General features: G+C 64.8%; 25 protein-coding genes and 1 pseudogene. 11 read left to right on the top strand and 15 right to left on the bottom strand.

What is annotated here, in order from left to right:
* Positions 1-177: 177 nt before the first annotated feature.
* On the bottom strand, positions 178-705 hold the full coding sequence (locus tag COW1_RS08645) for a TIGR02281 family clan AA aspartic protease (protein ID WP_096367488.1): 528 nt from the start codon (positions 703-705) through the stop codon (positions 178-180).
* Positions 706-945: 240 nt separating this feature from the next.
* Between COW1_RS08645 and COW1_RS17025 the strand changes: the two genes are divergently transcribed.
* The 7 genes and pseudogenes from COW1_RS17025 to COW1_RS08615 all read left to right on the top strand — a co-directional run bounded on the left by COW1_RS17025 (position 946) and on the right by COW1_RS08615 (position 6,620).
* The gene (locus COW1_RS17025; protein ID WP_096365235.1) at positions 946-1,686 is read left to right on the top strand and encodes a DUF1538 domain-containing protein; all 741 of its coding nucleotides are present in this window, start codon (positions 946-948) and stop codon (positions 1,684-1,686) included.
* Complete coding sequence (locus COW1_RS17020; protein WP_096365237.1) at positions 1,683-2,477, top strand: DUF1538 domain-containing protein; 795 nt, start codon at positions 1,683-1,685, stop codon at positions 2,475-2,477. Before COW1_RS17025 ends, COW1_RS17020 begins: the two co-directional genes overlap by 4 nt.
* A 3-nt stretch (positions 2,478-2,480) precedes the next feature.
* Entirely contained in the window at positions 2,481-2,831 is a 351-nt protein-coding gene (locus COW1_RS08635) for a P-II family nitrogen regulator (RefSeq protein WP_096365239.1), read from the top strand.
* Positions 2,828-3,233, top strand: a pseudogene (locus COW1_RS08630) (CBS domain-containing protein). The gene COW1_RS08635 and the pseudogene COW1_RS08630 overlap by 4 nt, the downstream one beginning before the upstream one ends.
* Before the next feature lie 270 nt (positions 3,234-3,503).
* Complete coding sequence (phoB, locus tag COW1_RS08625) at positions 3,504-4,193, top strand: phosphate regulon transcriptional regulator PhoB (protein WP_201343872.1); 690 nt, start codon at positions 3,504-3,506, stop codon at positions 4,191-4,193.
* 3 nt (positions 4,194-4,196) lie between these two features.
* On the top strand, positions 4,197-5,531 hold the full coding sequence (gene phoR, locus COW1_RS08620; RefSeq protein WP_201343860.1) for a phosphate regulon sensor histidine kinase PhoR: 1,335 nt from the start codon (positions 4,197-4,199) through the stop codon (positions 5,529-5,531).
* Positions 5,532-5,678: 147 nt separating this feature from the next.
* Complete coding sequence (locus COW1_RS08615) at positions 5,679-6,620, top strand: PstS family phosphate ABC transporter substrate-binding protein (protein WP_201346075.1); 942 nt, start codon at positions 5,679-5,681, stop codon at positions 6,618-6,620.
* Positions 6,621-6,683: 63 nt separating this feature from the next.
* Here the strand turns inward: COW1_RS08615 and COW1_RS08610 are convergent, their stop codons facing one another.
* Positions 6,684-7,001, bottom strand: coding sequence for a PilZ domain-containing protein (locus COW1_RS08610; RefSeq protein ID WP_201343858.1), 318 nt, complete (start codon positions 6,999-7,001; stop codon positions 6,684-6,686).
* Between the two features lie 291 nt (positions 7,002-7,292).
* On the opposite strand from COW1_RS08610, the gene ppx reads away from it, so the two are divergent.
* Positions 7,293-8,804, top strand: a complete 1,512-nt coding sequence (ppx, locus tag COW1_RS08605; protein ID WP_201343857.1) for an exopolyphosphatase — start codon at positions 7,293-7,295, stop codon at positions 8,802-8,804.
* Positions 8,805-8,869: 65 nt separating this feature from the next.
* Here the strand turns inward: ppx and COW1_RS08600 are convergent, their stop codons facing one another.
* From COW1_RS08600 to nth, 5 genes are all read right to left on the bottom strand, one after another.
* Positions 8,870-9,463 (bottom strand): DoxX family protein, encoded by a 594-nt coding sequence (locus COW1_RS08600; protein ID WP_201343855.1) that lies wholly within the window; start codon positions 9,461-9,463, stop codon positions 8,870-8,872.
* A 130-nt stretch (positions 9,464-9,593) separates the two neighbouring features.
* Complete coding sequence (locus tag COW1_RS08595) at positions 9,594-10,373, bottom strand: DUF2063 domain-containing protein (protein ID WP_201343853.1); 780 nt, start codon at positions 10,371-10,373, stop codon at positions 9,594-9,596.
* Positions 10,366-11,235, bottom strand: coding sequence for a DUF692 domain-containing protein (locus COW1_RS08590; protein ID WP_201343842.1), 870 nt, complete (start codon positions 11,233-11,235; stop codon positions 10,366-10,368). The genes COW1_RS08595 and COW1_RS08590 overlap by 8 nt, the downstream gene beginning before the upstream one ends.
* 12 nt (positions 11,236-11,247) lie before the next feature.
* The gene (locus COW1_RS08585; protein WP_201343840.1) at positions 11,248-11,616 is read right to left on the bottom strand and encodes a hypothetical protein; all 369 of its coding nucleotides are present in this window, start codon (positions 11,614-11,616) and stop codon (positions 11,248-11,250) included.
* A 197-nt stretch (positions 11,617-11,813) separates the two neighbouring features.
* Positions 11,814-12,461 carry an endonuclease III gene (nth, locus tag COW1_RS08580; protein ID WP_096365260.1) on the bottom strand — a complete coding sequence of 216 codons (648 nt, stop codon included), beginning with the start codon at positions 12,459-12,461 and terminating at the stop codon, positions 11,814-11,816.
* 182 nt (positions 12,462-12,643) lie between these two features.
* On the opposite strand from nth, the gene COW1_RS08575 reads away from it, so the two are divergent.
* Complete coding sequence (locus COW1_RS08575; RefSeq protein ID WP_201343838.1) at positions 12,644-15,496, top strand: EAL domain-containing protein; 2,853 nt, start codon at positions 12,644-12,646, stop codon at positions 15,494-15,496.
* A gap of 10 nt (positions 15,497-15,506) precedes the next feature.
* On the opposite strand, the gene COW1_RS08570 is transcribed toward COW1_RS08575, so the two are convergent.
* The 7 genes from COW1_RS08570 to metG all read right to left on the bottom strand — a co-directional run bounded on the left by COW1_RS08570 (position 15,507) and on the right by metG (position 22,853).
* Entirely contained in the window at positions 15,507-16,190 is a 684-nt protein-coding gene (locus COW1_RS08570; protein WP_201343836.1) for an electron transport complex subunit E, read from the bottom strand.
* Entirely contained in the window at positions 16,183-16,842 is a 660-nt protein-coding gene (gene rsxG, locus COW1_RS08565) for an electron transport complex subunit RsxG (RefSeq protein WP_231971564.1), read from the bottom strand. The genes COW1_RS08570 and rsxG overlap by 8 nt, the downstream gene beginning before the upstream one ends.
* Positions 16,839-17,873 (bottom strand): electron transport complex subunit RsxD, encoded by a 1,035-nt coding sequence (gene rsxD, locus COW1_RS08560; RefSeq protein WP_096365266.1) that lies wholly within the window; start codon positions 17,871-17,873, stop codon positions 16,839-16,841. The genes rsxG and rsxD overlap by 4 nt, the downstream gene beginning before the upstream one ends.
* A 4-nt stretch (positions 17,874-17,877) precedes the next feature.
* Positions 17,878-19,494 carry an electron transport complex subunit RsxC gene (rsxC, locus tag COW1_RS08555; protein ID WP_242466409.1) on the bottom strand — a complete coding sequence of 539 codons (1,617 nt, stop codon included), beginning with the start codon at positions 19,492-19,494 and terminating at the stop codon, positions 17,878-17,880.
* Positions 19,487-20,062, bottom strand: coding sequence for an electron transport complex subunit RsxB (gene rsxB, locus COW1_RS08550; RefSeq protein ID WP_201346073.1), 576 nt, complete (start codon positions 20,060-20,062; stop codon positions 19,487-19,489). The genes rsxC and rsxB overlap by 8 nt, the downstream gene beginning before the upstream one ends.
* Positions 20,063-20,067: 5 nt before the next feature.
* Positions 20,068-20,646, bottom strand: coding sequence for an electron transport complex subunit RsxA (gene rsxA, locus COW1_RS08545; RefSeq protein WP_201343834.1), 579 nt, complete (start codon positions 20,644-20,646; stop codon positions 20,068-20,070).
* 149 nt (positions 20,647-20,795) lie between these two features.
* Positions 20,796-22,853, bottom strand: a complete 2,058-nt coding sequence (gene metG / locus COW1_RS08540; protein ID WP_201343832.1) for a methionine--tRNA ligase — start codon at positions 22,851-22,853, stop codon at positions 20,796-20,798.
* Positions 22,854-23,102: 249 nt separating this feature from the next.
* Between metG and apbC the strand changes: the two genes are divergently transcribed.
* Positions 23,103-24,194, top strand: a complete 1,092-nt coding sequence (apbC, locus tag COW1_RS08535) for an iron-sulfur cluster carrier protein ApbC (protein WP_096365274.1) — start codon at positions 23,103-23,105, stop codon at positions 24,192-24,194.
* Positions 24,195-24,291: 97 nt separating this feature from the next.
* On the top strand, positions 24,292-24,858 hold the full coding sequence (gene dcd / locus COW1_RS08530; RefSeq protein WP_096365276.1) for a dCTP deaminase: 567 nt from the start codon (positions 24,292-24,294) through the stop codon (positions 24,856-24,858).
* A gap of 193 nt (positions 24,859-25,051) precedes the next feature.
* Here dcd and COW1_RS08525 read toward each other — a convergent pair whose 3' ends face one another.
* Entirely contained in the window at positions 25,052-26,203 is a 1,152-nt protein-coding gene (locus COW1_RS08525) for a hypothetical protein (RefSeq protein ID WP_201343824.1), read from the bottom strand.
* Positions 26,204-26,233: the final 30 nt, after the last annotated feature.

The raw sequence follows: 26,233 nt of genomic DNA, 5'->3' as shown, positions 1-26,233 counted from the left end.
GCGTAGGCCGGTGCCGGGATGACGAGAAGCAGGTTCCGGCTGGACTGCGCTTTGGGTGAATTCCAGCCATGGGGCTGATATACCGGAATTGATCTGAAAATACAGGCCTTCACGTGTATGTGCTGATTTTATTATGCAAATGTCAGTCTATTGCCTGTATGCCGGGCTGATGCCGGCTTATCGGGGCAACGGCCTGAGTATGAGCCGGTCGCCGCGCTGGGTAAACTCCAGGCGCCTGAGCACGCTCATGCCGAGCAGGATGTCCTCGGAGCGGTAGCTGGGGTTGATGCTGGCGCGCACGTCCCGTACCACCAGATCGCCGATGGCCAGTTCGTCGAGGCGGGTCAGGTAGCCGGTGGTGAAGCCGTTGGCGGTCTGGTAGCGAACGGCGCGGCCGCGCTCCAGCCCCAGTCGGGCGGCGATGTCGGCGGGAATGGCGACGTCCGAGGCGCCGGTGTCGATCATGAAACGCACCGGCTGGCCGTTGATCTCGCCGCTGGTGACATAGTGGCCGTAGTCGTTGCGTCTGAGCACGATTTCGGTGGCGCCGTCCGGGCCGCTGCGGCTGATCACCTGCTGGTTGGGGTTGTGGCGACGCTCGAGGTAGCCGTTGAACAGCCAGGTGAGCAGACCCAGGGCCAGGATCCAGGCCAGGATGATCATCCCCTTGCCGAGGCGCGGGGGTGAGGGAGAGGGCGGATTCATGCCGCCATTATACATTGCGACCGCTGGCATGCCGATCGGCTGTGGCCGCCGCGTCTGCTGATCTGAGTCAACACGTACTCATCCCGTTTCACTGACAATCCTGCCTGGTCCCGACTGGCGCTGACGCGTGCCGCGGCAGGCGCGCCGGGATGGGCCGGGGCCGGTCTGGTACAATCGTGCCGGTAGGGCCGTCATAGGGCCTGTCCGCATCGCCCGGCGCGAACGCCGCAACCGACGAGGATGAGCTTGAAACCACACCTGCTGGCCTTCGCCCGAACCCTGCGCGACAGCCTGCGCGATCTGGCGCCGATCTTCATCGTGATCGCCTTCTTTCAGCTGGTGGTGCTGCGTCAGCCCATTCCGGAACTGGAACAGATCCTGTTCGGGAGCCTGCTGGTGGTGGTGGGCCTGACCCTGTTCGTTCAGGGCCTGCGGTTGGGGCTGTTCCCGGTGGGCGAGAACATGGCCTATGCCTTCGCACGCAAGGGCAGTGTCACCTGGCTGCTGCTGTTCGCCTTTGCCCTGGGATTCGGTACCACGGTGGCGGAACCGGCGCTGATTGCGGTGGCCAGCAAGGCCAGTGCAGCTGCCGCCGAGGCGGGGCTGGTGACCGACAGCGAGGCCGCGCGCTATGCTTATGCCTGGGGGTTGCGCATCACTGTGGGCCTGGCCGTGGGCGTGGCGCTGGTTGTCGGCGTGCTGCGCATACTCCGCGGCTGGCCGATGCATGTCATGATTACCGCCGCCTATCTGCTGATGGTCGCCATCACGCCCTTCGCGCCGCGTGAGATCATGGGCATCGCCTATGATTTCGGCGCCGTGACGACTTCCGAAATCACCGTGCCGCTGGTTGCTGCGCTTGGCGTCGGGCTGGCATCGTCGATCACCGGCCGCAATCCCCTGGTCGACGGCTTCGGTCTGGTGGCCTTTGCATCGGTGATGCCGATGATCTTTGTCATGGTCTACGGGATACTGGGATGATCGAGATCCTGAATACAGGCCTGCGGGTGTTGCTGGTGGCGCTACTGGATATCCTGCCCATCATCCTGGTGCTGGTGGTATTCCAGTGGCTGGCCATACGTCGGCCGTTCCCGAATCTCAGGCGCACGGCGCTGGGATTTGTCTATGTGGCGCTGGGGCTGGTGATCTTCCTCGAAGGCCTGGAACTGGCACTGTTCCCGCTCGGTACCCTGATGGCGGATCAGTTGACCGATGCGAGTTTTATCTTCGGTGCGCAGACCCCGCCTGCAGATGTAGACTGGAAGGATTATTATTGGGTTTACATCTTCGCAGTGGCGTTGGGATTCACCAGCAGCATCGCCGAACCTGCGGTGATTGCCGTGGCCATGAAGGTGCGTGATGTTTCCGGCGGCACCATCAGCCTGTGGGGGCTACGCCTGGTGGTGGCCCTGGGCGTGGCGCTCGGCCTGATCGTGGGCACGGTGAAGCTGGTGACCGGCCTTCCGCTGCATTATTTCATGATCCCGGCCTACCTGCTGCTGATTGTGCAGACCTGGCTGGCTCCGCGCAGTATCATCCCGATAGCGTACGACTCCGGTGGGGTTACGACATCGATCGTCACGGTGCCGTTGGTGACAGCGCTGGGCCTGGGACTGGCGGAGGCGATACCTGGCCGCAGCCCCTTGCTGGACGGCTTCGGTCTGGTGGCCTTCGCCTGTCTGTTCCCGATCATGACCGTGATGGGCTATGCACAACTCAGTGTTTATTCTGCCCGGCGCGCGGGCCACGGCTCCGAATCCAGAGGAAATTGACCGATGCATTTCAAATTGCTGATTGCACTGATTGAGGATGACAGGACCGACGCCGTCATGGATGCCGCCCGCGAGGCCGGGGCGACCGGCGCGACCATCATCAGCAATGCCCGCGGCGAGGGGCTGAAGGAGGCCAGGACCTTCTTCGGCCTGAGCCTCGAAACCCAGCGCGATGTGCTGCTGTTCCTGGTCGAGGAGCATCTGAGCCGGCCCATCCTGGAGAAGATCGCCGAGGTCGGGGAGTTCGAGAGCAAGCCCGGCCAGGGCATTGCCTTTCAGGTCGATGTGGAGGACGCCGTGGGCGTCACCCAGCAGATCCGCAGTCTCAGTCCAGTCGTGGAGGACAAGCTATGAACCGGCAGCCGCTGATACAGGTACGGGATGTCATGAAGCAGCAGTTCGACATGGTCGACGGCATGATGACCATCTCCGAAGCCCTGGAGAAGATGAAGCATGTCGAGACCAAGGCCCTGCTCGTGGACAAGCGCCATGAAAACGACGAGTACGGCATGCTGCTCATTTCCGACATTGCCCGGCATGTGCTGGCCAAGGACCGCTCGCCGGACCGGGTCAACGTCTACGAAATCATGGCCAAGCCCGTGGTCAGCGTCGACCCGGCCATGGACATCCGCTACTGCGCCAGACTGTTCGAGCGCTTCGATCTGTCGCGCGCCGGTGATCGAGGCCGGTCGGGTCATCGGTATCGTGAGTTTCACCGATATGGTGCTGCGGGGATTGCTCCGCCAGGCGGAATAAAGTGCCGCCCGGCGGGAGGCGGCCTCCTGTACAGGCCCATGGCCACACCATTGACCTCGGGCGGGCAGGTTTCGGTCACCCGGCCGATCGTGAGTTGTTGTGCCATGCACAGGGCATCCGGATGCCGCGATACGCTGCACTGTGGCGCGGCTCTGTGACCACAGCTTGACACAGGGGTGAAATCCCAATGACTTCTGACCGCGCAGGCTGTCATTTATCTGTAATATTCCTGCGTTCTAATGCCTGAGAATGCATGAAATGGTCAAGTAAATGAATTTCAGGGTCCTGATTGTCGAAGATGAGCCTGCCATCCGCGAGATGGTGGCCTTCGCGCTGGAGCGTGCCGGGTTCCAGTACCGGGAAGCCGAAACCGCCGGCGCGGCCCAGGTCGCCATCGCCGACGAGCAGCCGGATCTGATCCTGCTCGACTGGATGCTGCCGGATATGACCGGCATCGACCTGGCGCGGCGGATCAAGAAGGATGAACTCTCGGCGGCCATTCCCGTCATCATGCTCACCGCCCGCGGCGAGGAGGAGGACAAGATCCGTGGCCTGGACGCCGGCGCCGACGACTATGTCACCAAACCCTTCTCGCCGCGGGAACTGGTCGCGCGCATCAAGGCCGTGCTGCGCCGCAGCCGCGGTGAGGAAGCCGACCAGGTCCTGGAGGTCGAGGGACTGATGCTGGATCCCGTCGGGCATCGTGTCAGCGTCGGTGGTGAGGCCCTGGAAATGGGGCCGACCGAGTTCCGGCTGCTGCATTTCTTCATGACCCACCCCGAGCGCGTGTTCAGCCGCAGCCGCTTGCTCGACAGTGTCTGGGGGCGTAACGTCTACGTCGAGGAACGCACCGTGGACGTGCATATCCGGCGCCTGCGCAAGGCCCTGTCCGCCCATGGTCATGACCGGTTGATCCAGACGGTCCGCGGTGCCGGTTATCGGTTCTCGACACAGGTATAGGCATTGTTCAATCCCTGGGCTGACGAAGCGTGGGTGGTGGCTGCACTGCTGGTGGCGGCGCTGGGTACTGGCCTGCTGCTGGGGCAGCCGGTCGTGCTGGTGCTGTTGCTGCTGCTGGTCGTGCTGGCCTATCTTGCCTGGCAGCTGCGCAATCTGCGTCTGCTGCAGCGCTGGCTGGAGGAGGGCCGACGCTTCCAGCCGCCGGAATCGGTCGGCGTCTGGGGCGATGTTTTCCAGGGGATTTATCGCCTGCAGCAGCGCAATCGCAAGCGCAAGCGCAAGTTGCGCAAGATGCTCAAGCGGTTCCAGGAGGCGACCGAGGCGCTCCCGGATGCCACGGCAGTGCTCACGCCGGACGATGAGATCGAATGGTGGAATCCGCCGGCAGCCGGTCTGCTCGGGTTGAGCTATCCCCGGGATATCGGGCAGCGCATCGGCAACCTGATCCGTCACCCGGACTTATCCGGGTATCTGCGCGGTGGGGAATACGAAGGCGATGCGGTCGAATTGTCGTCGCCGGTCGATGAGCATATCCGCCTGTCGCTGCGCATCGTGCCCTATGGCAAGAATTATCGCTTGCTGATTGCGCGCGATATCACCCGGCTCCAGCAACTGGAGCAGATGCGGCGGGATTTCGTGGCCAATGTCTCGCACGAACTGCGTACCCCGCTTACCGTGGTCGGCGGCTATCTGGAAACGCTTGAGGAGGAATGCGGCCGCGGGGAGCCGGAACTGCAGAAGATCATCGCCACCATGCGGGAACAGAGCGAGCGCATGCAGCGTATCGTGGATGATCTGCTGATGCTCTCACGTCTGGAGACCGAGCGCGTCAGCGAGCAGCCGGAGCCGGTCAATGTGGCGGCGATGCTGGCCCAGGTCTGTGAGGACGCCAGGCGCCTGAGCGGCCCCGAGCATCATCAGATCCGGCTCGAGGCCGATGCCGGCCTGTGGCTGCGCGGGAACGACCAAGAGCTGCACAGCCTGTTTTCCAATCTCGTCTTCAATGCGGTGCGCTATACGCCGGGGGGCGGTGAGATTACGGTAAAATGGTTCTGCGATGACAGCGATGCCGTATTCGAGGTTGCCGATAGCGGCATCGGGATCGCCGAGCACCATCTCTCCCGTCTTACCGAGCGCTTCTACCGTGTCGATACCGGCCGTTCCCGTGCCCGCGGCGGTACCGGCCTGGGGCTGGCCATCGTCAAACACGTGCTTCTGCGTCACGGTGGTCGACTGGAAATAGACAGCCGACTGGACGAGGGCAGCACTTTCCGGGCCCGCTTCCCGGTCGCGCGTGTGGTGCGCACAGGTCGGGAACCCACCGGCGGATCGCTGTAACAAAGCGGTAACAAAATCGTCACCCTCGTGTCATCCGCGGACCGCAGAATCTCTCCTCATGATGTCTGACATCGGGTTTTCCACATTTACATCTGCAACCATCCGAGGAGTGATTCAATGCATCCCTTCAGCAAGCTGATTACGGCCATGGGCCTGGCCGGCGCCTTCGTCATGGGCTCGGCCGGCGCCGCCGATCTCGACCCCAATCTGTCGGAATACGAAAAATCCAGCGGCGTGTCAGGCAACCTGTCCAGCGTGGGCTCCGACACCCTGGCCAACCTGATGACCCTGTGGGCCGAGGAGTTCAAGCGCGTCTATCCCAATGTCAACATCCAGATCCAGGCCGCCGGCTCCTCCACCGCGCCCCCGGCCCTGACCGAGGGGACCTCCAACCTTGGTCCGATGAGTCGCAGGATGAAGGACAAGGAAATCGAGGCCTTCGAGCGCCGCCATGGCTACAAGCCCACGCCGATCCGGGTCGCCATCGACGCCCTGGCGGTGTTCGTGCACAAGGACAACCCGATCGAGGGTATGAGCATCCCGCAGGTCGACGCCGTGTTCTCCTCCACCCGCATGTGCGGCGCATCCGGCGACGTCAACACCTGGGGGGATGTCGGCCTGACCGGCGACTGGGCCAACCGGCCGGTGCAACTCTACGGCCGCAATTCCGTTTCCGGCACCTACGGCTATTTCAAGAAGGTCGCGCTGTGCAAGGGGGATTTCAGGAACACCGTGAATGAACAGCCGGGCTCAGCCTCGGTGGTACAGTCGGTGACCACCTCGATCAACGGCATCGGCTATTCCGGTATCGGCTACAAGACCTCCGGCGTGCGGGCCCTGCCCATCGCAGAGAAGGATGGAGGCGAGTTCGTGGAAGCCACGGCGGACAATGCCATCGCCGGCAAGTATCCGCTGGCGCGTTTCCTCTACGTCTATGTGAACAAGCACCCGAACAAGCCGCTGCCGCCGCTGGAGCGTGAGTTCCTGAAACTGGTGATGAGCAGGGTTGGCCAGCAGGTGGTGGTCAAGGACGGCTATTATCCGCTGCCCGCCAAGGTGGCCGAGCAGGAGCTGGATAAACTCAAGTAATCCCGCAAGCGTTACGCTCAGGGACGACAGACAGGCGGCCTCCGGTGACGGAGGCCGCTTTTTTCATGCAGCGCTGATCATGTAGCGCAGGGCGTAGAAATCGCTGTAATCGACGTGACGCAGCATCAGTCCCACCCCGGCATCGCTGCCATGTACCACGTAGGCCGGCATCCGATGCTCGTGGCTGCGGGATGCGCCTTGCGTGACAAAGCTGATTTCCAGTTCCGCCTCCACCGGCAGTTCGGCGCCGTGGGTGCGCACGAACATCCCTTCCAGACTGATGTCCCGGGTGCGCCCCATGATGGTGCCGACCGGCGGGTAGTACAGGGCGACATCCATTTCGATCGGTTTGCGTTCACTCCAGCGTTGTTCGATGGGCATGGTCCCTCCCGGCTGTTGTCTGCTGGAAACCTGTCAATGATCGATCAAAAAGCAAGTTTGATGCCAATAGTTGGAGTAATGGGGCGGATATCCTGTTGTTTTTCAGTCATCCCCGTGCCGGCCTGCTCCGGCGGGCGGCCGCGGGCATGAGGTGAGGATTACACGCCAGCTGTCCTTAACTCTAGCCGGCTTGCGGGGCATGTCCATCAGCCGACGGGGGCTTGCCCGATTCTGGCCTCGGCCACCGGGATGACGGTATGATGCGGCATCGGAATCGCAAAGGGACCAGGCATGCCGCTTGAGGCCGAACAGAATCCCTCCGCCCCCGCGGCCGAGGCCGATACCATCGCTGCCGTCGACCTCGGTTCGAACAGCTTCCACATGATCGTCGCCAGCCAGGACAACGGCCAGCTCAAGGTGCTGGACCGGCTGCGCGAGCCGGTGCGCCTGGCCGCAGGTCTGACCCCCGAACATCGTCTGAGCGAAGAGGCGCGGGCCCGTGCTCTGGCCTGCCTGGAGCGCTTCGGCCAGCGGCTGCGCGAATTTCCCTCCGGCGCGGTGCGGGCGGTCGGCACCAACACCCTGCGCCGCGCCAACCGTGACGGTGCCTTTCTGGAACAGGCCAGTCAGGCCCTGGGGCATCCCATCGAGATCATCTCCGGTGTGGAGGAGGCGCGCCTTATCTACCAGGGTGTGAGCCACAGCGTGGCCGCGGAGCCGGGTCGGCGGCTGGTGATGGATATCGGTGGCGGCAGTACCGAACTGATCGTCGGCGAGGGTTTTCTGCCCCTGTACATGGAAAGCCTCTATATGGGCTGTGTCTCCATGAGCCAGCGCTTCTTCCCGGATGGGGAGATCACCAAGGAAGGCATGCGCCGCGCCGTCCTGGCCGCGCAACTGGAATTCCGGCCGGTGCGGGCGCGGATTCGCAGTCTGTCCTGGCAGAGCGAGACGGGCGCCTCCGGCACAATCAAGGCGATCCGGGAGATCGTCATCAATGAGGGCTGGTCGGAGCAGGGCATCACCTATCAGGCGCTGAAGCGACTGCGCAAGGCGCTGCTGGCCGCCGGCCATGTCGACCGACTGAACCTGAAGGGGTTGTCCGACGAGCGCAGACCGGTGCTGGTGGGCGGCTTTGCCATTCTGTTTGCTGCGTTCGAGGTGCTGAAAATGAAACGCATGAACGTCTCTACCGGTGCGCTGCGCGAAGGCCTGATGCTGGATCTGCTGGGGCGTATGCGCCACGAGGATATCCGCGAAGCCGCGATCGCGGCGATGGCGCAGCGCTATCAGGTGGATACCGAACATGCTCAGCGGGTGGAGCAGTTGGCATTGGCCTTCTTCGAACAGGTCCGCAGCTGTTGGGGCCTGAATGAACAATGGCAGCAATGGCTGCACTGGGCGGCCTGCCTGCACGAGGTGGGACTGATCATCGCGCACAGTCAGTACCACAAGCACGGCGCCTACCTGATCCAGCATTCGGATATGGCCGGGTTCTCGCTCGGCGAGCAGGCCCGGTTGGCCAGTCTGGTGCGCGGGCACCGGCGCAAGCTCAACAAGGAGTTGTGGAAATCACAGCCGCCGCAGATGCTCTATATCACCCTGCTGCTGCGACTGGCGGTGCTGTTGCAGCGGGGGCGGTCGGACCGGTTGCCCGCTGATCTGGCACTGGATTGTGCCCCCGAAGGCATTTCGATGCGGTTTCCCGCCGGCTGGCTGGAAGCCCACCCCCTGACCCGGGCCGGACTGGAAGAGGAACAGGACTACCTGGCCGCGGTGGGGCTGCGGCTAGATTTCGCCTGAATCCCCTTGCCCCCTGTTGCCGCTGATGGGGGCGGCGCCGGCACCGGCCGGTCTGTCTGCCGCCTTCAGCGCCCGATCCTGCGTGCGATCCAATAATCCAGGCTGGCGTAGCGGCCGGCGCCGGTGAAGAACAGCACCAGCAGCATGATGAAATAGGTGGCGGCGAATTCGATGCCGTTTTTCAGAATGGTGATGCTGCCGGCCGCCGTCAGCCAGCTGTAGTTGCCATGTTCGCGCAGGATATCCCTGGCTATGTCGCGCCGCTCCACGGCGTCCTCGATCAGGTCCGTGCGCCACTCCCAGGGTACGGTCAGTTGCGTTTCCGGCAGCACGTGCCAGCCATTGTCCCAGTGGGCGGTGGTGGCGGCCACGATCATGGTGAACATGAGCGGAATGGCGGCCCAGCGGGTGGCCAGGCCGATCAGGAGCAGGATGCCGCCGATCAGTTCGCTCAGGACGGCCAGGTAGACCATCAGTTCCGGCGCCGGCATGCCGAGCCAGGCGAACCATTGGGCGACATTGTCCACATTTGCCAGCTTGTTGCTGCCTGCCAGGATGAAAATGGGCGCGAGAAACAGCCGCAGGGCCAGCGGGGCAATGAAATCCAGGGCGCGGGTACGGTCGAGCAGGTTCTGCAGACGCAGCATCAGTTGCAGCATGGCTGTTCTCCTTGTTTTACGGGTTGCGTGACGACAGGCAGGGAATGCGCACCCCTGCAAATACTGTACTGTCCGGTCCATATTTATGGAAGACGAATCGGGATCGGAGCCAGGCATGGGTATTCCGATATCAGTCTGTAGTGTGGGGGCTGTGGAGGATCCGCCGGTGCTGCCAGTCGGCCAGGATGCCGCGGCCGCCGGTAATGACCACGTCGGGGTCGGAGTGCCCGAGTTCGACGGTGATCTGTTCCAGCGCCCGGCGGGCGGTGTAGCCCGGGTCGCCGGAACGTTCCAGCAGCAGCGCCAGCAGCCGCGCACTCACCGCATTGAGTTCGATGAAACGTACCTCATCGTCCGGATCGCGATACAGCAGCAGGTAGGTCGGTGCCGGTGGTGGTGCGTCGGGCCGGTAATCGGGGCCGATCCGGTGGACCGGGAAGCGGTAGCTGAAGGGCCAGGCCAGCGGCGAGACCTGCAGTGGCGCATCGAGCAGTTCGGCGTCGGCGATACCGGCCGCCGGGGGGGCTTGCTCATCAGCGACCGACAGCGCCAGTTCGGCCCACTCGTAATGCGCCAGTTCGTATAGAAAGGGCGGATCCCCGGGTTGCGTCCCGCGGCTGTGTTCCAGGTAGGTCAGGAACTCGCGCGGGATATCGAGAAAATAGGGCGAATGACAGCGATGCCGGACCAGGAAGTCGCGCATCATCTCCTGCCACTGCGCCTCCGGCAGCAGTTGGTGGAGCACGGGCAGGGTTCCGGCCAGAAAGCTGCTGATGTTGTTGAAGAACAGTTCGCGATAGATCGCCATGCGCCGATCTTCCACATCGGCGGGTGCGGGCTGATGCACCGGATCGCGGATATGCGCGGCGAAGGCGAACTGGGTGGCCTGGAAATCGCCGGTCTCAGCCATGCTCGGCTCCGGCCGGGGCTGAGGCCGGCTGAGCCCCGGCGTGCCTGCGCTGCAGGTCCAGGATATGGTCCAGCTCACCCAGCAGCTGCGGCAGCGGCGGGATGTTGAAGTCGCGCTCCAGCAGGGTCGGGATGACGCCGAAGCGGGCGTAGGTCTTGTCCAGCAACGCCCACACCGGATCGATGACATCGGCACCATGGGTATCGACGATCAGGTCCTCGGCCTCGTTGTAGTGGCCGGCGACATGGATGTAGGCGATGCGCCCGGGGTCGACCCGGGCGAGAAAGGCCTCGGGGTCATAGCCGTGATTGACGCTGTTGACGTAGATGTTGTTCACGTCCAGCAGCAGGTCGCAGTCGGCCTCCTCCAGGACGGCGTTGATGAATTCGATCTCGCTCATCTCCTGCTGCGGTGCGGCATAGTAGGAGACATTTTCCACCGCGATGCGGCGTTCCAGGATGTCCTGGGTACGGCGGATGCGCTGCGCCACATGGTGGATGGCGGCTTCGGTGAAGGGGATGGGCATGAGGTCATAGAGATGCCCGTCGTCGCTGCAATAGCTCAGATGCTCGGTGCAGCAGCGTATCCTGTGTTCATCCAGGAAACGCCTGGTCTTGTGAATGAGGGCCTCATCCAGCGGTGCGGGTCCGCCGAGTGACAGCGACAGGCCGTGGGTGACGAAGGGATAGCGCTCGGTGAATTCGCGCAGCTGTCGACCGAAGCGGCCGCCCACGCCGATCCAGTTCTCCGGGGCCACCTCCATGAAGTGCACCTGTTCGGGGGAATGGTCCGCGAGCGGACCCATCAGGGTCCGCCGCAGTCCCAGTCCGGCGCCGGTGACAGGATAGGTTGCCGAACTCACGGGGTCAGTCCGTTACTGATTGCCGCCGCACTTGCCTTCACCGCACTTGCCTTCGGCCTTGTCCTTCTTGCCGCCGCACTTGCCTTCACCGCACTTGCCTTCGGCCTTGTCCTTCTTGCCGCCGCACTTGCCTTCACCGCATTTGCCCTCGGCCTTGCCCTTCTTGTCCTTGTCGCAGTTCTCGCGGTCCTTGTCCTTCTTGCCGCCGCACTTGCCTTCGCCGCATTTGCCCTCGTGGGCATCGGCCACCATATAGCCGGAGGCGAGTTCTGCCTGCTGGAAGGGGTTTTCCGCTGCGCCGACGCTGCCGGCGGCGAGGCTGGCGGCAAAGGCGGTGCCGATGGCGAGTGACAGGGGCTTGCGGTTGGAATGCTGTGACATGGTCGTACCTCCAGTTGTCTTGTTGTGCCGGCTCATGGGAGCCGGTCGGGTCTTCAGCGCCGGCCGGGCCGGAACTGCATTGCATGTGACCCGCGATGGCGGATAAAGGTTCCATCGGATTTCGGGCCACTTTCAGTGAAGACAGCCGCCGGGAGTCACGGTTCCCGGATTATCGTAAATATGGACCGATCAGTCCACTAGGGCCTTTCGACCGGCTCTGACTTGTGCCGGTACTCGCACAGATCATGGATCAGACAGCCCGGACAGCGCGGCCGGCGTGCGGTGCAGGTATAGCGACCGTGCAGGATCAGCCAGTGGTGCGCGTTCCTGAGATAGGGTTCGGGCACGACCTTGAGCAGTTTTTTTTCGACCTGCAGCACGGTCTTCCCGGGGGCGATGCCGGTGCGGTTGGCCACGCGGAATATATGAGTGTCGACGGCGATGGTCGGTTCACCGAAGGCAGTATTGAGGATCACGTTGGCGGTCTTGCGCCCCACGCCGGGCAGGGCCTCGAGTGCCTCGCGCTCGCCCGGTACCCGGCCGCCGTGCCGCTCGGCCAGGATGCGGCAGGTGGCAATGATGTTGCTGGCCTTGCTGTTGTACAGGCCGATGGTCCTGATGTGCCGCTTCAGACCTGCCTCGCCAAGTTCGAGCATGGCCTGAGGGGTGCGGACCTGGCGAAACAGGGCGGCCGTGGCCTGGTTCACACTGCGGTCGGTGGCCTGGGCGGAGAGGATCACCGCGATCAGCAGCTGGAAACGGTTGCCGTAATGCAACTCGGTGGTCGGGTCGGGGTTGGCTTCCTGGAAGCGCTTGAAAATGGCCTCGCGCTTGGACTTGTTCATTTTTAACTCATTGATTTCAAGATGCTGTTGCACGGTATTGTACTGGAGCCGGGATGGATTGCGATGATCGGGAATGAATGCCGTCAAGAATTCGTCTATTTTTGATAGAGCCCCGGCTGATTCAGACGACTCGGGCAGGGCCGCATACACATCGCCCCGGCGGCGGTCCGGCTGGCAGACTTATGAGTACGGAATCGGATTATTTTTCCAACCTGCATGCCTTCCCGGAGGAAAGTGCACTGGCCCCGGCACTGGCGGCGGCGGACATCCAGACCTGGGACTGGGATCCGGCCAGCAGCCGCATGCGCTGGTCGGCCCGGGACGGGGGCCGCCCCGGCCCCGCCACGTACCAATCCTTCCTCGGCCAACTCCATCCGGCCGACCGTCAGCGGGTCGTGGACGCAATCGAGGCGGCCCTGGGCGGCGGTCAGACCCTGTATGTGGAGTACCGCAGCCTGCCGGAGGCGGGGACACCGCGCTGGTTTCTGCTGGCGGGCAGTCCGATCCGGGACCGCCAGGGGCGGGTGCAACGGATGGTCGGCATCTGCCAGGACATCACCGACTATCACGATGCCATTGCCCGGCTGCGCCGTCGCGAACTGCGCCACAGCGAGGCCGAGGCCCTGGTGCACCTGGGCAGCTGGGAGCTCGATGTCCGCACCGGCATGGCGGCCTGGTCGGATGAGGAATACCGGCTGCTCGGATATCAGCCCGGCGCGGTCCGACCCAGCTACCAGAAATTCCTGGACGCGGTGCACCCCGAGGACCGCGCGACCATGGTGCTGGAGATCGAACGTGCCCTGCAGGGGGATGCGGATCTGTATCGGGTCGAGCACCGGGTCGCGCTGGCCGATGGCGGCGAGCGCCACGTGCTGCAGCAGGGCCGGGTCAGTTTCGATGCCGAGGGCCGACCGGCCCGCCTGATCGGCACCACGCTGGATATCACCCACCGGGTGCAGGCGGAAAAGGCGCTGCAGGATTCGCGTGCCCAGTGGGACCACATCATGGATTTCTTCGAGGACGCTGTGTATGTGGTGGACCTCGATGACCGCGTCGTGCGTGCAAATCGCGCCTTCTACGAACTTACCGGCCTGACCGCCGAGACCGCCCTCGGCCGCAGCATCATGGATATCATGCATCCCCACGGTGAGCCGGTGCCCTGCCCGGTGTGCCAGGCCCGGCAGCGGCGGCGGGACACGCTGGTGACCCTGGAGGCCGATCATCCCGACAACCGGTTCGGCCGTCCCATCGAGATCATGGTGCGCATGATCCGGGGTTCGGACGGCGAGATCAGTGCCGTCCTGATGGCCCTGCGCGATCTGACCCGCACCCGCGCGACCGAGGACGAGTTGCGGCGCCTCAACGCCCACATCCGGCTGCTGATGGAGTCGGCCGGCGAGGGCATCTACGGCATCGACCGTCAGGGGCGCTGTACCTTCATCAACAGCGCAGCGCTGCGCATGCTGGGACTGGAGCGGGACCAGGTGCTGGGCCAGCCCATCCAGACGCTGATCCGATGCGAAACGGACGGCGAGGCGGCGGCGGCCGACGACGACGCGCTGGTGTTCAGCGTCATGGCCAGCGGCCGTGGAGGGCGTTCCGAGGCCGAACTGCTGCGGCGCAGCGACGGCGAGTGTTTCCCGGTGGAGTACTCGGCCTATCCGACCGCCGAGAACGATCAGGTCACCGGTGCCGTGGTGGTGTTCCGGGACGTGACCGAGGCGCGCGAACTGAACCGCAGGATGGACTACCTGGCCACCCACGATGCCCTGACGGGCCTGGTCAACCGCCATGCCTTCGAGCAGCGCCTGCGCCGGGCGCTCGAGGCGTCGAACCGCCACGGCAGCGAGCATGTGCTGTGCTACCTGGATCTGGACCAGTTCAAGGTGGTCAACGATACCTGCGGCCATGTCGCCGGCGATGAACTGCTGCGCCAGCTCAGCACCCTGCTGCACGAGCGCATCCGCCACACCGATATGCTGGGCCGGCTGGGCGGCGACGAATTCGGCGTGCTGCTGGAGGATTGCCAGACCGGGGAGGCGCTGCGTATCGCCCAGGAACTGGCGCGCACTGTGCAGGAATTCCGCTTCATGTGGGAGAACAAGACCTTCTCGCTGGGCGTGAGTATCGGCCTGGCCGCCATTGACCGTTCCACCCGCAATGTCGGTACGGCGCTGGCCCAGGCCGATGCCGCCTGTTACATGGCCAAGGAGGCCGGACGCAATCGCATCCACCTCTACCAGCGCGACGATGTGGAGACGGCGCAGCGTCACGGCGAGATGCAGTGGGTCTCCCGTCTGCAGGAAGCGCTGGCGCAGGACCATTTCTGCCTGCGCTATCAGATTATTGAGCCGACAAGTGGCGCTGCCGAAGGGCTGCATTGCGAGATGCTGGTCGCGCTGTGCAATCGCGGCGCCGAAATGATACCGCCGGGCGCCTTCCTGCCGGCGGCGGAGCGCTACAACCTGATGCCGGCCATCGACCGCTGGGTGGTCAATGCCGTGCTGGACTGGCTGCAGGCCAGCCCCGGGGTGCGGGAGCAACTGGCGCTGTGTTCCATCAACCTGTCCGGCACCTCGCTCAGCGACGAGGAGTTCCACGGCTTCCTGGTCCGTCGTATCCGGGCCAGCGGCGTGCCCGCGCAGATGCTGTGCTTCGAGATCACCGAAACCGCTGCCGTCACCAACCTGAGTGCGGCCATCCGCCTGATCCGGGAACTGAAACAGCTGGGCTGCCGCTTCGCCCTGGACGATTTCGGCAGCGGCATGTCGTCGTTCGGCTATTTGAAGGAGTTGCCGGTGGATTACCTGAAAATCGACGGCGCCTTCGTCAAGGACATCCTCAATGACCCGGTCGACCGGGCAATGGTCACGGCCATCCGTGACATCGGCCATGTCATGGGCATCCGCACCATCGCCGAGTTCGTCGAAAGCGAGGCTATCCGCGCGGTGCTGCAGGAGATCGGGGTGGACTACGTGCAGGGCTACGGTGTGGCCTGGCCGCAGTTGCTGCCGCCGGCGGGCGAGCCGCTGTAGTATCGCGGCATCAGGCCGTGGCGGCCTCGCCGGCCGCCGCCGGCACCGGTCGGCGGGCGCGGCGCCGGTCGATGATGTTCTTCACCGCGATGATCAGCCCCAGGCCGATGAAGGCCCCGGGCGGCAGTACCGCCAGCAGGAAGCCGCGATAATCCTCGACCAGGGTCAGCGACCAGTTGGCCGCGAACTCGCCGAACATCAGATGGGCCTGGGCGAACAGGGTGCCCTTGCCGACGATCTCGCGCAGCGCCCCGAGCGTGACCAGCACGGCGGTGAAGCCCAGCCCCATCGCCAGCCCGTCGGTGAAGGCCGCGCGCAGCCGGTTCTTGGAGGCGAAGGCCTCGGCCCGGCCGATGATGGAGCAGTTGGTGACGATCAACGGGATGAAGATGCCGAGGATCAGGTACAGGTCATGGAACCAGGCATTCATGCTGATCTCGATCACGGTCACCGTCGAGGCGATGACCAGCACGAACACCGGGATGCGCACCTCGGGCCGGACCAGCTTGCGGATGGCGGAGACCACCGAGTTGGAGATGATCAGGGTCAGGGTGGTGGCAATGCCCAGCCCCAGGCCGTTGATGAAGGTGGTGGTCACGGCCAGCAGCGGGCACAGTCCCAGCAGCTGTACCAGGGCCGGGTTGTTGTTCCACAGGCCGTTGCGGGCGATTTCGGGATAGCTGGTGTCAGTCATCGTCGGGCTCGTCGCTGGGTGTCCGGCCGGCGGCCTCGGGTCGGGCGAAGACCTCCGTCGGGTGGGCGTCGAAGTATAGCAGTGTGCGGCGGATGGCGTTGACCACCGCCCGCGGCGTGATGGTCGCCCCGGTGAACTGGTCAAAGGCGCCGCCGTCGCGCCGGACGGTCCAGCGCTGCGCCGGCGGATCGCCGAGGCTGCGCCCGACAAAGCCCTGGATCCAGTCGGAACGCCCGGCCTCGATGGCGTCGCCCAGCCCCGGCGTTTCCCGGTGCGAGAGCACGCGTACGCCGGTGATCACGCCGGTGACGTCGATGCTCACCAGCAGCCGGATGCGGCCATTGTAGCCGTCCGGCGCGACAGTGGAGAACACCGCCGCCACCGGCATCCCCTGCATGCGCGCCCGGTAGACGGTCACCGGTTCGTCGATCCCGAAGGCCGGGTCACGGACCTCGATGCGGTCCTCCAGCAACGCATTGTCGTAGCGTTCGGGGTTGATCACCTGGTTGAGATGCCGACGCAGCACCTGACGCTCGTTGCGCTCGATCTGCTCCCGGCTCTGCTGGTAGGTGACAGCCACCAGACTGGTGCCGATGGCGGCAAAGGCGAACAGCAGCACCCCGGTGAGCAGGATGTGGCGGTAGCTGCTCACTTGCGCTCCTGGCCGTAGACCCGGGGCTGGGTGTAGTAGTCGATGGTCGGTACGGCCATGTTCATCAGCAGCACGGCGAAGGCCACGCCGTCGGGGTAACCGCCCCAGGCCCGGATGATGTAGATCAGGATGCCAATGCCGGCGCCGTAGAGCAGCCGTCCGCGCGGCGTGGTGCTGGCCGAAACCGGATCGGTGGCGATGAAGAAGGCCCCCAGCATGGCCGCACCGCTGAACAGGTGAAACAGCGGTGAGGCGTAGGTATCGCTGTCGACGGCATAGAACAGCAGTGCCATGACGAACAGTCCGCCCAGCACGCCGGCCGGGATCTGCCACTGGATGGTGCCGCGATACAGCAGCCAGCCCCCGCCCAGCAGAAAGCCCAGATTGACCCACTCCCAGCCATAGCCGCCGATGTCGCCGAAGCGGGGACCGGCCTGGATCTCGGTCAGGGTCAGACCCAGGCCCAGCTGGGTCTTGATGGTGTCCAGGGGCGTGGCCATGCTGATGGCGTCCACGCTGACGTTGGCGGGCAGGCTGCCCAGCAGCGACCAGGCCAGGGTGTCCACCAGCGACAGCTGCACCTCGGCCAGGGCCTGCGGCGGGGCCCACAGGGTCATTTCGCGCGGGAAGGAGATCAGCAGCACGACATAGCCGACCATGGCGGGATTGAAGGGGTTGTAGCCGAGTCCGCCATAGAGCTGCTTGGCGATGACGATGGCGAACAGGCCGCCGATGACGGGTATCCACCAGGGGGCGAAGGGCGGCAGGGTCAGTGCCAGCAGCAGGGCGGTCAGGGCCGCGCTGCCGTCGGCCAGGGTGGCGCGCACCGGACGCCGGCGCAGACGCAGCACGGCGGCCTCGGCGCCGATGCAGGTGGCCAGGGCCAGCACCAGGTTGATCAGCACGCCCCAGCCGAAGAACCACCAGGCCATGAGCAGTCCCGGGACGGCGGCCAGCATGACGCCGCGCATCAGCCTGCCGACGTGCGCGGGGCCGGACAGGTGGGGCGAGCTGTAGGTGCGGAATTCCATCGTCTCAGTCGTTCCTGTCCGGGGGCGGGGCGGTGCTGGCGTCCGCGGCCTGACGCTCTGTGCCGGTCACCTGCTTCTTCGCCTGTGCCCGCTCCAGCGCGGCCTGGATGGCGGCCTGCTTGCTCTTGTCATCGCCCTCGCGCACGGCCTTCTTCTTCTGCTTGAGGCGTTCGGCGCGCTCGCGTTTTTCCCGCTCCAGCCGCTCCTGCCGGGATTCGTGACGCTGGCGGGCGATGTCGGCCTTGATGCGATCGTGCTCCTGGGCCCAGATCTCGGTCTTGGCGAAGCGGTAGTACTGCACCAGCGGGATCTGGCTGGGGCAGACATAGGCGCAGCAGCCGCATTCGATGCAATCGAACAGGTTGTAGTCCTGGGCCTTGTCGAAATCCCGGGCATGGGCGTACCAGTACAGCTGCTGCGGCAGCAGCTGCGCCGGGCAGACGCGTACGCACTCGCCGCAGCGGATGCAGGGCAGCGGCGGCTGCGGCGGCGGCAGCTCAGCGCGGGTGGTGGCCAGCAGGCAGTTGGTGGTCTTGATCACCGGCAGGGCGTCGCTGGTCAGGGCGAAGCCCATCATGGGCCCGCCCATGAGCATGCGGTCCACCCCCGGGCTGTAGCCGCCGCAGGCCTCGATCAGGTGATGCATGGGGGTGCCGATGCGCACCTCCAGGTTGGCCGGCTCGCGCACACCGGCGCCGGTGACGGTGACGATGCGTGAGATCAGCGGCTCGTTGTGGTGGATGGCATGATAGACCGCCGCCACCGTGGCCGGGTTCTGGCAGACCACGCCGATGTCGGCCGGCAGACTCTGGCTGGGTACCTCGCGCCCGGTCAGGATCTGGATCAGCTGCTTCTCGCCGCCGGACGGGTACAGGGTGGGGATGGCCACCACCCGGATGTTTCCCAGCCGGTGGTCGGCGGCCAGGGCCTGGTCCAGGGCGGCGATCGCCTCGGGCTTGTTGTCCTCGATCCCGATCACGCAGGTGGAAACCCGCAGGGCATGCATCAGGATATGGGCGCCCTCGATGATCTCCCGCGGGCGCTCGCGCATCAGCATGTCGTCACAGCTGATGTAGGGCTCGCACTCGGCGCCGTTGATGACGAGCAGGTCGATCGGCTTGTGCGGGCCCGGGTTCATCTTGATGAAGGTGGGGAAGCCGGCACCGCCCATGCCGACGATGCCGGCGCGGCGGATGCGGTTGCGCAACTCGCTCGGATCCAGGCTGCGGTAGTCGGCGTGGGGCTCGCCGGCGACCGGGGTGTCGTCGCCGTCGCTGTCGATGACGATGGCCGGCGCGCTCAGTCCGGACGGGTGCGGCACGGGATAATCGCCGATGTCGATGACCCGGCCCGAGGTCGGGGCGTGCACCGGCACGCTGACATAGCCCTCGGCGCGGGCGATCAGCTGGCCCTTCCTGACCCGGTCGCCGATCCCGACCTCCGCTCGGGCCGGTTCGCCGATGTGCTGCTGCAGCGGCAGGATCAGCCGCGGCGGCACCGGCAGGGTGCGCACCGGCGTCGCCGTCGCCGCGGCCTTGCAGTCGGGCAGCGTGAGCCCGCCGTGGAAATGATGCAGGCGGGACAGGTCCAGGCGTTCGTGTTCGCGTTCGGCGTCAGCCACTGGCGGCACTCCGATCGGCGATGTCGATACGGCGCTCGTCCGGTGCGGGCCACTTCCACTGATTGATGCCCTCCGGCACCGGCACCATGTCGATGCAGTCCACCGGGCAGGGCTCGATGCACAGTTCGCAGCCGGTGCACTCTTCGGCGATCACCGTGTGCATGTGCTTGGCCGCGCCCAGGATGGCGTCCACCGGGCAGGCCTGGATGCACAGGGTGCAGCCGATGCAGACCTGCTCGTCGATCACCGCGACGCGCCTGCCCTTGTGCTCGCCATGCTCGGCCTCGTTCAGGGGGATGAAGTCGCGCCCCAGCAGGTCGGCCAGGGCGCGGATGCCGGCCTCGCCGCCGGGCGGGCACTGGTTGATCTCGGCCTCGCCGGCGGCGATGGCCTCGGCATAGGGGCGGCAGCCGGCATAGCCGCACTGGCCGCACTGGGTCTGGGGCAGGATGGCATTGATCTGGTCGACCACCGGATCGGACTCCACCTTGAAGCGGATGGCGGCATAACCCAGCAGCAGGCCGAACAAGGCGGCCAGCACGCCCAGGGCGAGCACGGCACTGAGGATGCCCGTCACTTGACCAGCCCCGTGAAGCCCATGAAGGCCAGCGACATCAGCCCGGCCGTGATCAGGGCGATGGATGCCCCCTGGAAGGGCGTCGGCACATCCGCCGCCGCCACCCGCTCGCGGATGGCGGCGAACAGTATCAGCACCAGGGAGAAGCCCACCGCCGCGCCGAAGCCGTAGACGGCCGACTCCATGAAGCCGTGCTGCTGCTGCACATTGAGCAGGGCCACGCCCAGTACCGCGCAGTTGGTGGTGATCAGCGGCAGAAAGATGCCCAGTACCTGGTACAGCAGCGGACTGGTCTTGTGCACCACCATCTCGGTGAACTGCACCACCACGGCGATGACCAGGATGAAGGTGATGGTGCGCAGGTACTCCAGCCCCAGCGGGGCGAGCAGGTATTCGTTGGCCAGATAGCTGCAGATCGAGGACAGGGTCAGCACGAAGGTGGTGGCCAGGCCCATGCCGGTGGCCGTCTCCAGCTTGCGCGACACCCCCATGAAGGGACACAGCCCGAGGAACTTCACCAGGACGAAGTTGTTCACCAGGACGGTACTGATCAGGATCAGGAGGTATTCGGTCATAGCGTACAGGGTAAAGGCTGCCGCGGGTGGATAACAGTGACTGCGGCTGGGGTTTCAGGCCCAATACCGCAGCGATTCAGGGGTATGGTCGCCAGCTATTATAACGAGCCTGCCCGCCGGGTGGGGCGGGGCGCACTGATTCAGATCAATCACTTCACCTTCATGCCCGGCTGCGCGCCGCTGTCCGGATTGAGGATGAACAGGTCGCGGCCGCCGGGGCCGGCTGCCAGTACCATGCCTTCGGAGACGCCGAAGCGCATCTTGCGCGGGGCCAGGTTGGCCACCATCACTGTCAGCCGGCCCTCCAGGTCCTCAGGCGCGTAGGCCGACTTGATGCCGGCGAACACGGTGCGGGTCTCGCCGCCCAGGTCCAGGGTCAGCCTGAGCAGCTTGTCGGCCCCCTCGACCTGCTCGGCCCGGGCAATGCGGGCCACGCGCAGGTCCACCCTGGCGAAGTCCTCGAAGCCGATTTCCGGCGCGATGGGGTCCTGCGCCAGCGGACTGTCAGCCGCCGGGACGCTCTGTCCGGACGGTTTGCCGGGTTCGGCGGCCATATCCGCCCTGGAGTGTTCGAGCATGGCTTCCACCTCCTTCGGTTCGATGCGGGTCATCAGGTGCTTGAATGAACTGACCCTGGTGGGGACTTCCTTCAGATCGTCCCAGCACAGGTCGCGGTCCATTCCGAACAACTCGCGCGCCACGCGCCCGGCGGTGGCCGGCAGCACCGGGGCCAGGTAGATGGAGAGCATGTAGAAGGCATGCAGGGTGCGCGAGCAGACCCGGTGCAGTGCCTCGCGCTGGCTCTCGTCCCTGGCCAGGATCCAGGGCTTCTCGGCGTCGAAATACTCGTTGACCTCGTCGGCGATCTGCATGATCCGGCGCATGGCCTCGCCGTAGCGGCGGTTCTCGTAGGCCTCGGCGATCAGGTGTTCGCCGCCCTTGACCCCTTGCCAGTAGTCCTCGTCGCCGAACTCGGCCGCCGGGGCGAGTTCGCCGTCGAAGTGTTTGCTCAGAAAGCCCGCCGCGCGGCTGGCGATGTTGACGTACTTGCCCACCAGGTCGGAGTTCACCCGCTGGATGAAGTCCTCCAGGTTGAGGTCGATGTCGTCGATGCCGTCGGAGAGCTTGGCGGCGAAATAGTAGCGCAGCGCCTCCGGGTTGAGGTGATCGAGATAGGTGCGCGCCTTGATGAAGGTGCCGCGTGACTTGGACATCTTGGCCCCGTTCACGGTGAGAAAGCCGTGGCAGAACACCTTGGTCGGCCGGCGCAGTCCGGCGCCTTCGAGCATGGCGGGCCAGAACAGGGTGTGGAAATAGGCGATGTCCTTGCCGATGAAATGATACAGCTCGGTCTCCGAGTCCTTCTGCCACCAGTCCTCGAAGTCCAGGCCGGCCTTTTCGCACAGCTGCCTGAAGCTGGCCATGTAGCCGATGGGGGCGTCCATCCACACATAGAAGAACTTGCCGGGGGCATCCGGTATCTCGAAACCGAAGTAGGGGGCGTCGCGGGAGATCTCCCAGTCCTTGAGCCCGCCCTCGAACCACTCGTTGAGCTTGGCGGCGATGGCCGGCTGCAGCTGGCCGCCATGGGTCCAGGCGCGCAGCGACTGCTCGAAGTGGCCCAGGTCGAAGAAATACTGCTCGGTGTTCTTCATCACCGGGGTGGCGCCGGACAGGGCGGAGACCGGGTTCTTCACCTCGGAGGGTTCATAGGTGGCGCCGCACACCTCGCATGAATCCCCGTACTGATCCTCGGCGCCGCAGCGCGGGCAGGTGCCCTTGATGAAGCGGTCCGGCAGGAACATCTGCTCCTGCGGGTCGAAGGGACGCTGGATGGTGCGGGTGTGGATGTGGCCGGCCTCAAGGTTGGCCAGGTAGATCCGGCTGGCGAGCGCGCGGTTCTCCTCCGAATGGGTGCTGCCGTAGTTGTCGAAACCGATCGAGAAGCCGGCGAAATCGGCCTGATGTTCTTCCGCGACCCGGGCGATCAGCGCCTCGGGGCTGACGCCCTCGGCCCGGGCGCGCAGCATGATCGGGGTGCCGTGGGCATCGTCGGCGCAGACGTACCAGCACTGGTGGCCGCGCAGCTTCTGGAACCGCACCCAGATATCGGTCTGGATGTACTCGACCAGGTGCCCCAGGTGAATCGGTCCGTTGGCGTAGGGCAGGGCACTGGTGGCCAGGATTCGGCGCGGGCTGTCTGACATGGGTACCTCTGGGTGCGGCGGGGCGCTCCGCCCGGTGCGGAACGCCCTCAAAACCTTGTGCATTCTGGGTTATAGCGCGAGCGAGGGCGAATTATGACATATTAGCCCGCCAGCGTGGCCGCAACCGGTGCCGGCGGGCGGGAGCCAGAGACAGGTCCCCGGCATTTTGGGTAGAATACGCGGCCAGATCATCGGGGTGTCCGGACAGCCGGGCGCCTGAATCCAGAAGCATTCGGAGGTTGAACGGATATGGCTGAGGCAACCCAGGCGCAAATCGAGACCGCGCTGAAAGACTACGTCGATCCCTACATGGAAAAGGATCTGGTCAGCGCGAAGTGCATCAAGGACATCGCTGTTGACGGCGGCAGGGTCACCATCGACGTGGTGCTGGGCTTCCCGGCCAAGGGTTACGAGGACGAGCTCAAGACCGGCCTGGCCGAACTGGCCGGCAAGGTCGAGGGCGTCAGCGACGTGACCGTGAACATCTCCACCAGCATCGTCTCCCATGCCGTGCAGAAGGGCGTGGAGCCGATCAAGGGCATCAAGAACATCATCGCCGTGGCCTCCGGCAAGGGCGGCGTGGGCAAGTCCACCACCGCCGTCAACCTGGCCCTGGCCCTGGCCGCCGAGGGCGCCAGCGTGGGCGTACTGGACGCCGACATCTACGGCCCCAGCATGCCGCGCATGCTGGGCGTGCACGGCCAGCCCGAGTCCAAGGACGGCAAGACCCTGGAGCCCATGGTCGCCCATGGCGTCCAGGCCATGTCCATCGGTTTCCTGGTCGACGAGGAGACGCCGATGATCTGGCGCGGCCCCATGGTCACCCAGGCGCTGCAGCAGCTCCTGAACGACACCAACTGGGCGGAACTGGACTACCTGGTCATCGACCTGCCGCCGGGCACCGGCGACACCCAGCTGACCCTGGCCCAGCAGGTGCCGGTCAGCGGCGCGGTCATCGTCACCACCCCCCAGGACATCGCCCTGCTGGACGCGCGCAAGGGCCTGAAGATGTTCCAGAAGGTCGAGGTGCCGGTGCTGGGCATCGTGGAGAACATGAGCATCCACATCTGCAGCAATTGCGGTCACGAGGAGCACATCTTCGGCGAGGGCGGCGGCCAGCGCATGTCGGAGCAGTACGATGTCGACCTGCTCGGCGCCCTGCCGCTGGATATCCGCATCCGCGAAGAGACCGACAACGGCAAGCCCACCGTGGTGGCCGAGCCGGAGGCGCGCATCTCCCAGATCTACCGTGACATCGCCCGGCGCACCGCGGCCCGGCTGTCGACCCAGGCCAAGAACTACGCGGCCAAGTTCCCCAAGATCGTCATCCAGAACAACTGATCGGCAGGGGAAGTCGCCACAGGACCGGCCCGGAGGTTATACTCTGGGCCGGTTTTTTGTGGGCGGTCTTTTCGTATCGCAAGAGAAGTCAAACAACATGAGTATCAAATCCGACAAGTGGATCCGCCGCATGGCGGAACAGGAAGGCATGATCGAGCCCTTCGTGCCCGGCCAGGTGCGTGAGCACGAGGGCGAGCGGATCATCTCCTACGGAACCTCCAGCTACGGCTACGATATCCGCTGCTCGGAAGAGTTCAAGATCTTCACCAATATCAACTCGGCCATCGTCGATCCCAAGGACTTCTCCGCCGACAGCTTCGTCGATGTCACATCCGACGTCTGCATCATCCCGCCCAATTCCTTCGCCCTGGCGCGCACGGTGGAGTACTTCCGCATCCCGCGCAACGTGCTGACCATCTGCCTGGGCAAGTCCACCTACGCCCGCTGCGGCATCATCGTCAACGTCACCCCGCTGGAGCCGGAGTGGGAGGGTCATGTGACACTGGAGTTCTCCAACACCACCCCGCTGCCGGCCAAGATCTACGCCAACGAGGGGGTGGCCCAGGTGCTGTTCCTGGAATCCGACGAGGTCTGCGAGACCTCCTACCGGGATCGCGGCGGCAAGTATCAGGGCCAGCGCGGGGTGACCCTGCCCAAGGCCTGAGCCTGGTTATGTGAAGCGTCAGAACACCTGAATCGCAAAGGCGCGGAAGGCGCGAACAAATGGTTTCATAAAACCACTCCACGCCCGCTTCAATACCTTAACGCAATGACGGTAACGGCAGTGACGTCCGCTATCTGGCCATGATCGGGTTTATCCCTTCGCGCGCCTTCTGCGCCTTTGCGGTCTAGTAGTTTCAGGCCGATTTCTGCTTCAGGCGCTCGTTCTCGTTGAATACCGACAGGTACTGCTCTTCCATGGCGGCGTATTTGCGCTCCAGCGCGTTGAGTGCCTTCTCCTTGGCCAGCAGCTGATTCTCGAATTCCCGGATCTTCTCGCTGGACTGCTCCGCGGCGAAAAGCTCCTGGCTGTGCAGGATCGAGATGTGTTCCTGCAGGAAGCGGTTTTCCTGCTCCAGCCGGTCCATGGTCTGGGCCATGTCGGCATTCTTCCGGGCCAGCTGCTGCAAGGCCTGCCGGAGCCGGTTCTTGTCGTTGAGTTCGAGCTGCAGCGAGTCGATCTCCAGCATCAGTTCGTTGATGCGCGATTTCTGACCGACGATGATGTCGCGGACCTGCGCCATCTCGCTTTCGATGTGCATGACCATATCGGACATGCTCTCCACGGCGCCCTTGTCCTCGGGCCGGGGCGGCAGTCCGCTGCGGTTGCTGACGCCGGCCTGCAGCATGATGCTGCGCAGCTGCTTGTCCACGTGTTCCAGCATCTCGCCCATGGAGATGTTTTCCGCCCGCAGCCGCTCGAGCATCTGCTGCATTTCGGGCGACTGCATCTCGACCGGAATGGTGCGGGTGATCTCCTCGTGGACCTGAAGATTGAGTTCCTGGGAATCGCTCAACTTCTGCTTGAGGTCGAAGAACATGGTCTTGAAGGTCTCCAGGTTCTCGACCCGGTTGCCGTACTGCTCGACCCGCTCCTGCAGGGACTGGATCAGTTCCTCCCTGACAGCGATGGCACTGGCGGTATCGTCCCCGGGTGGGCTGGGCAGGGCCTGGAGCAGGGTGTCCCAGAACAACTCATGGTCGGGGGTGCTGCGGTCCCAGGCGGCGCGTTCGGCCTCCAGCAGCCGCAGGCGCAATTGCAGCAGCCGGATACCGGCCGGCGAGCTGACGCCGTCGCTGCTCATCTGCCCGAGGCGGGTGCGGGTGCGGTTGATCTGGGCCTGGAGAAATTCACTCCAGTCGGTGGCGGTAGCGCCGGCCTCACCACCGAGACCGCTGCCCAGCGCGCGCTGCAGGCGCTGATTCTGGCGATACAACACCCCCACGATCACCATCAGGACGATGATGATTTCGAGCAGACCGAGTAGCCAGAGCAGCAGATTTGTCATGATCTGCGCTCAGTCGGATGCGGTGGGCTG

It is taken from the genome of Thiohalobacter sp. COW1 (assembly GCF_016629505.1).
Classification (GTDB): domain Bacteria; phylum Pseudomonadota; class Gammaproteobacteria; order Thiohalobacterales; family Thiohalobacteraceae; genus Thiohalobacter; species Thiohalobacter thiocyanaticus_A.
The sequence above is the reverse complement of the archived record's forward strand: the minus strand, read 5'-3'. Positions and strand labels throughout refer to the sequence as shown.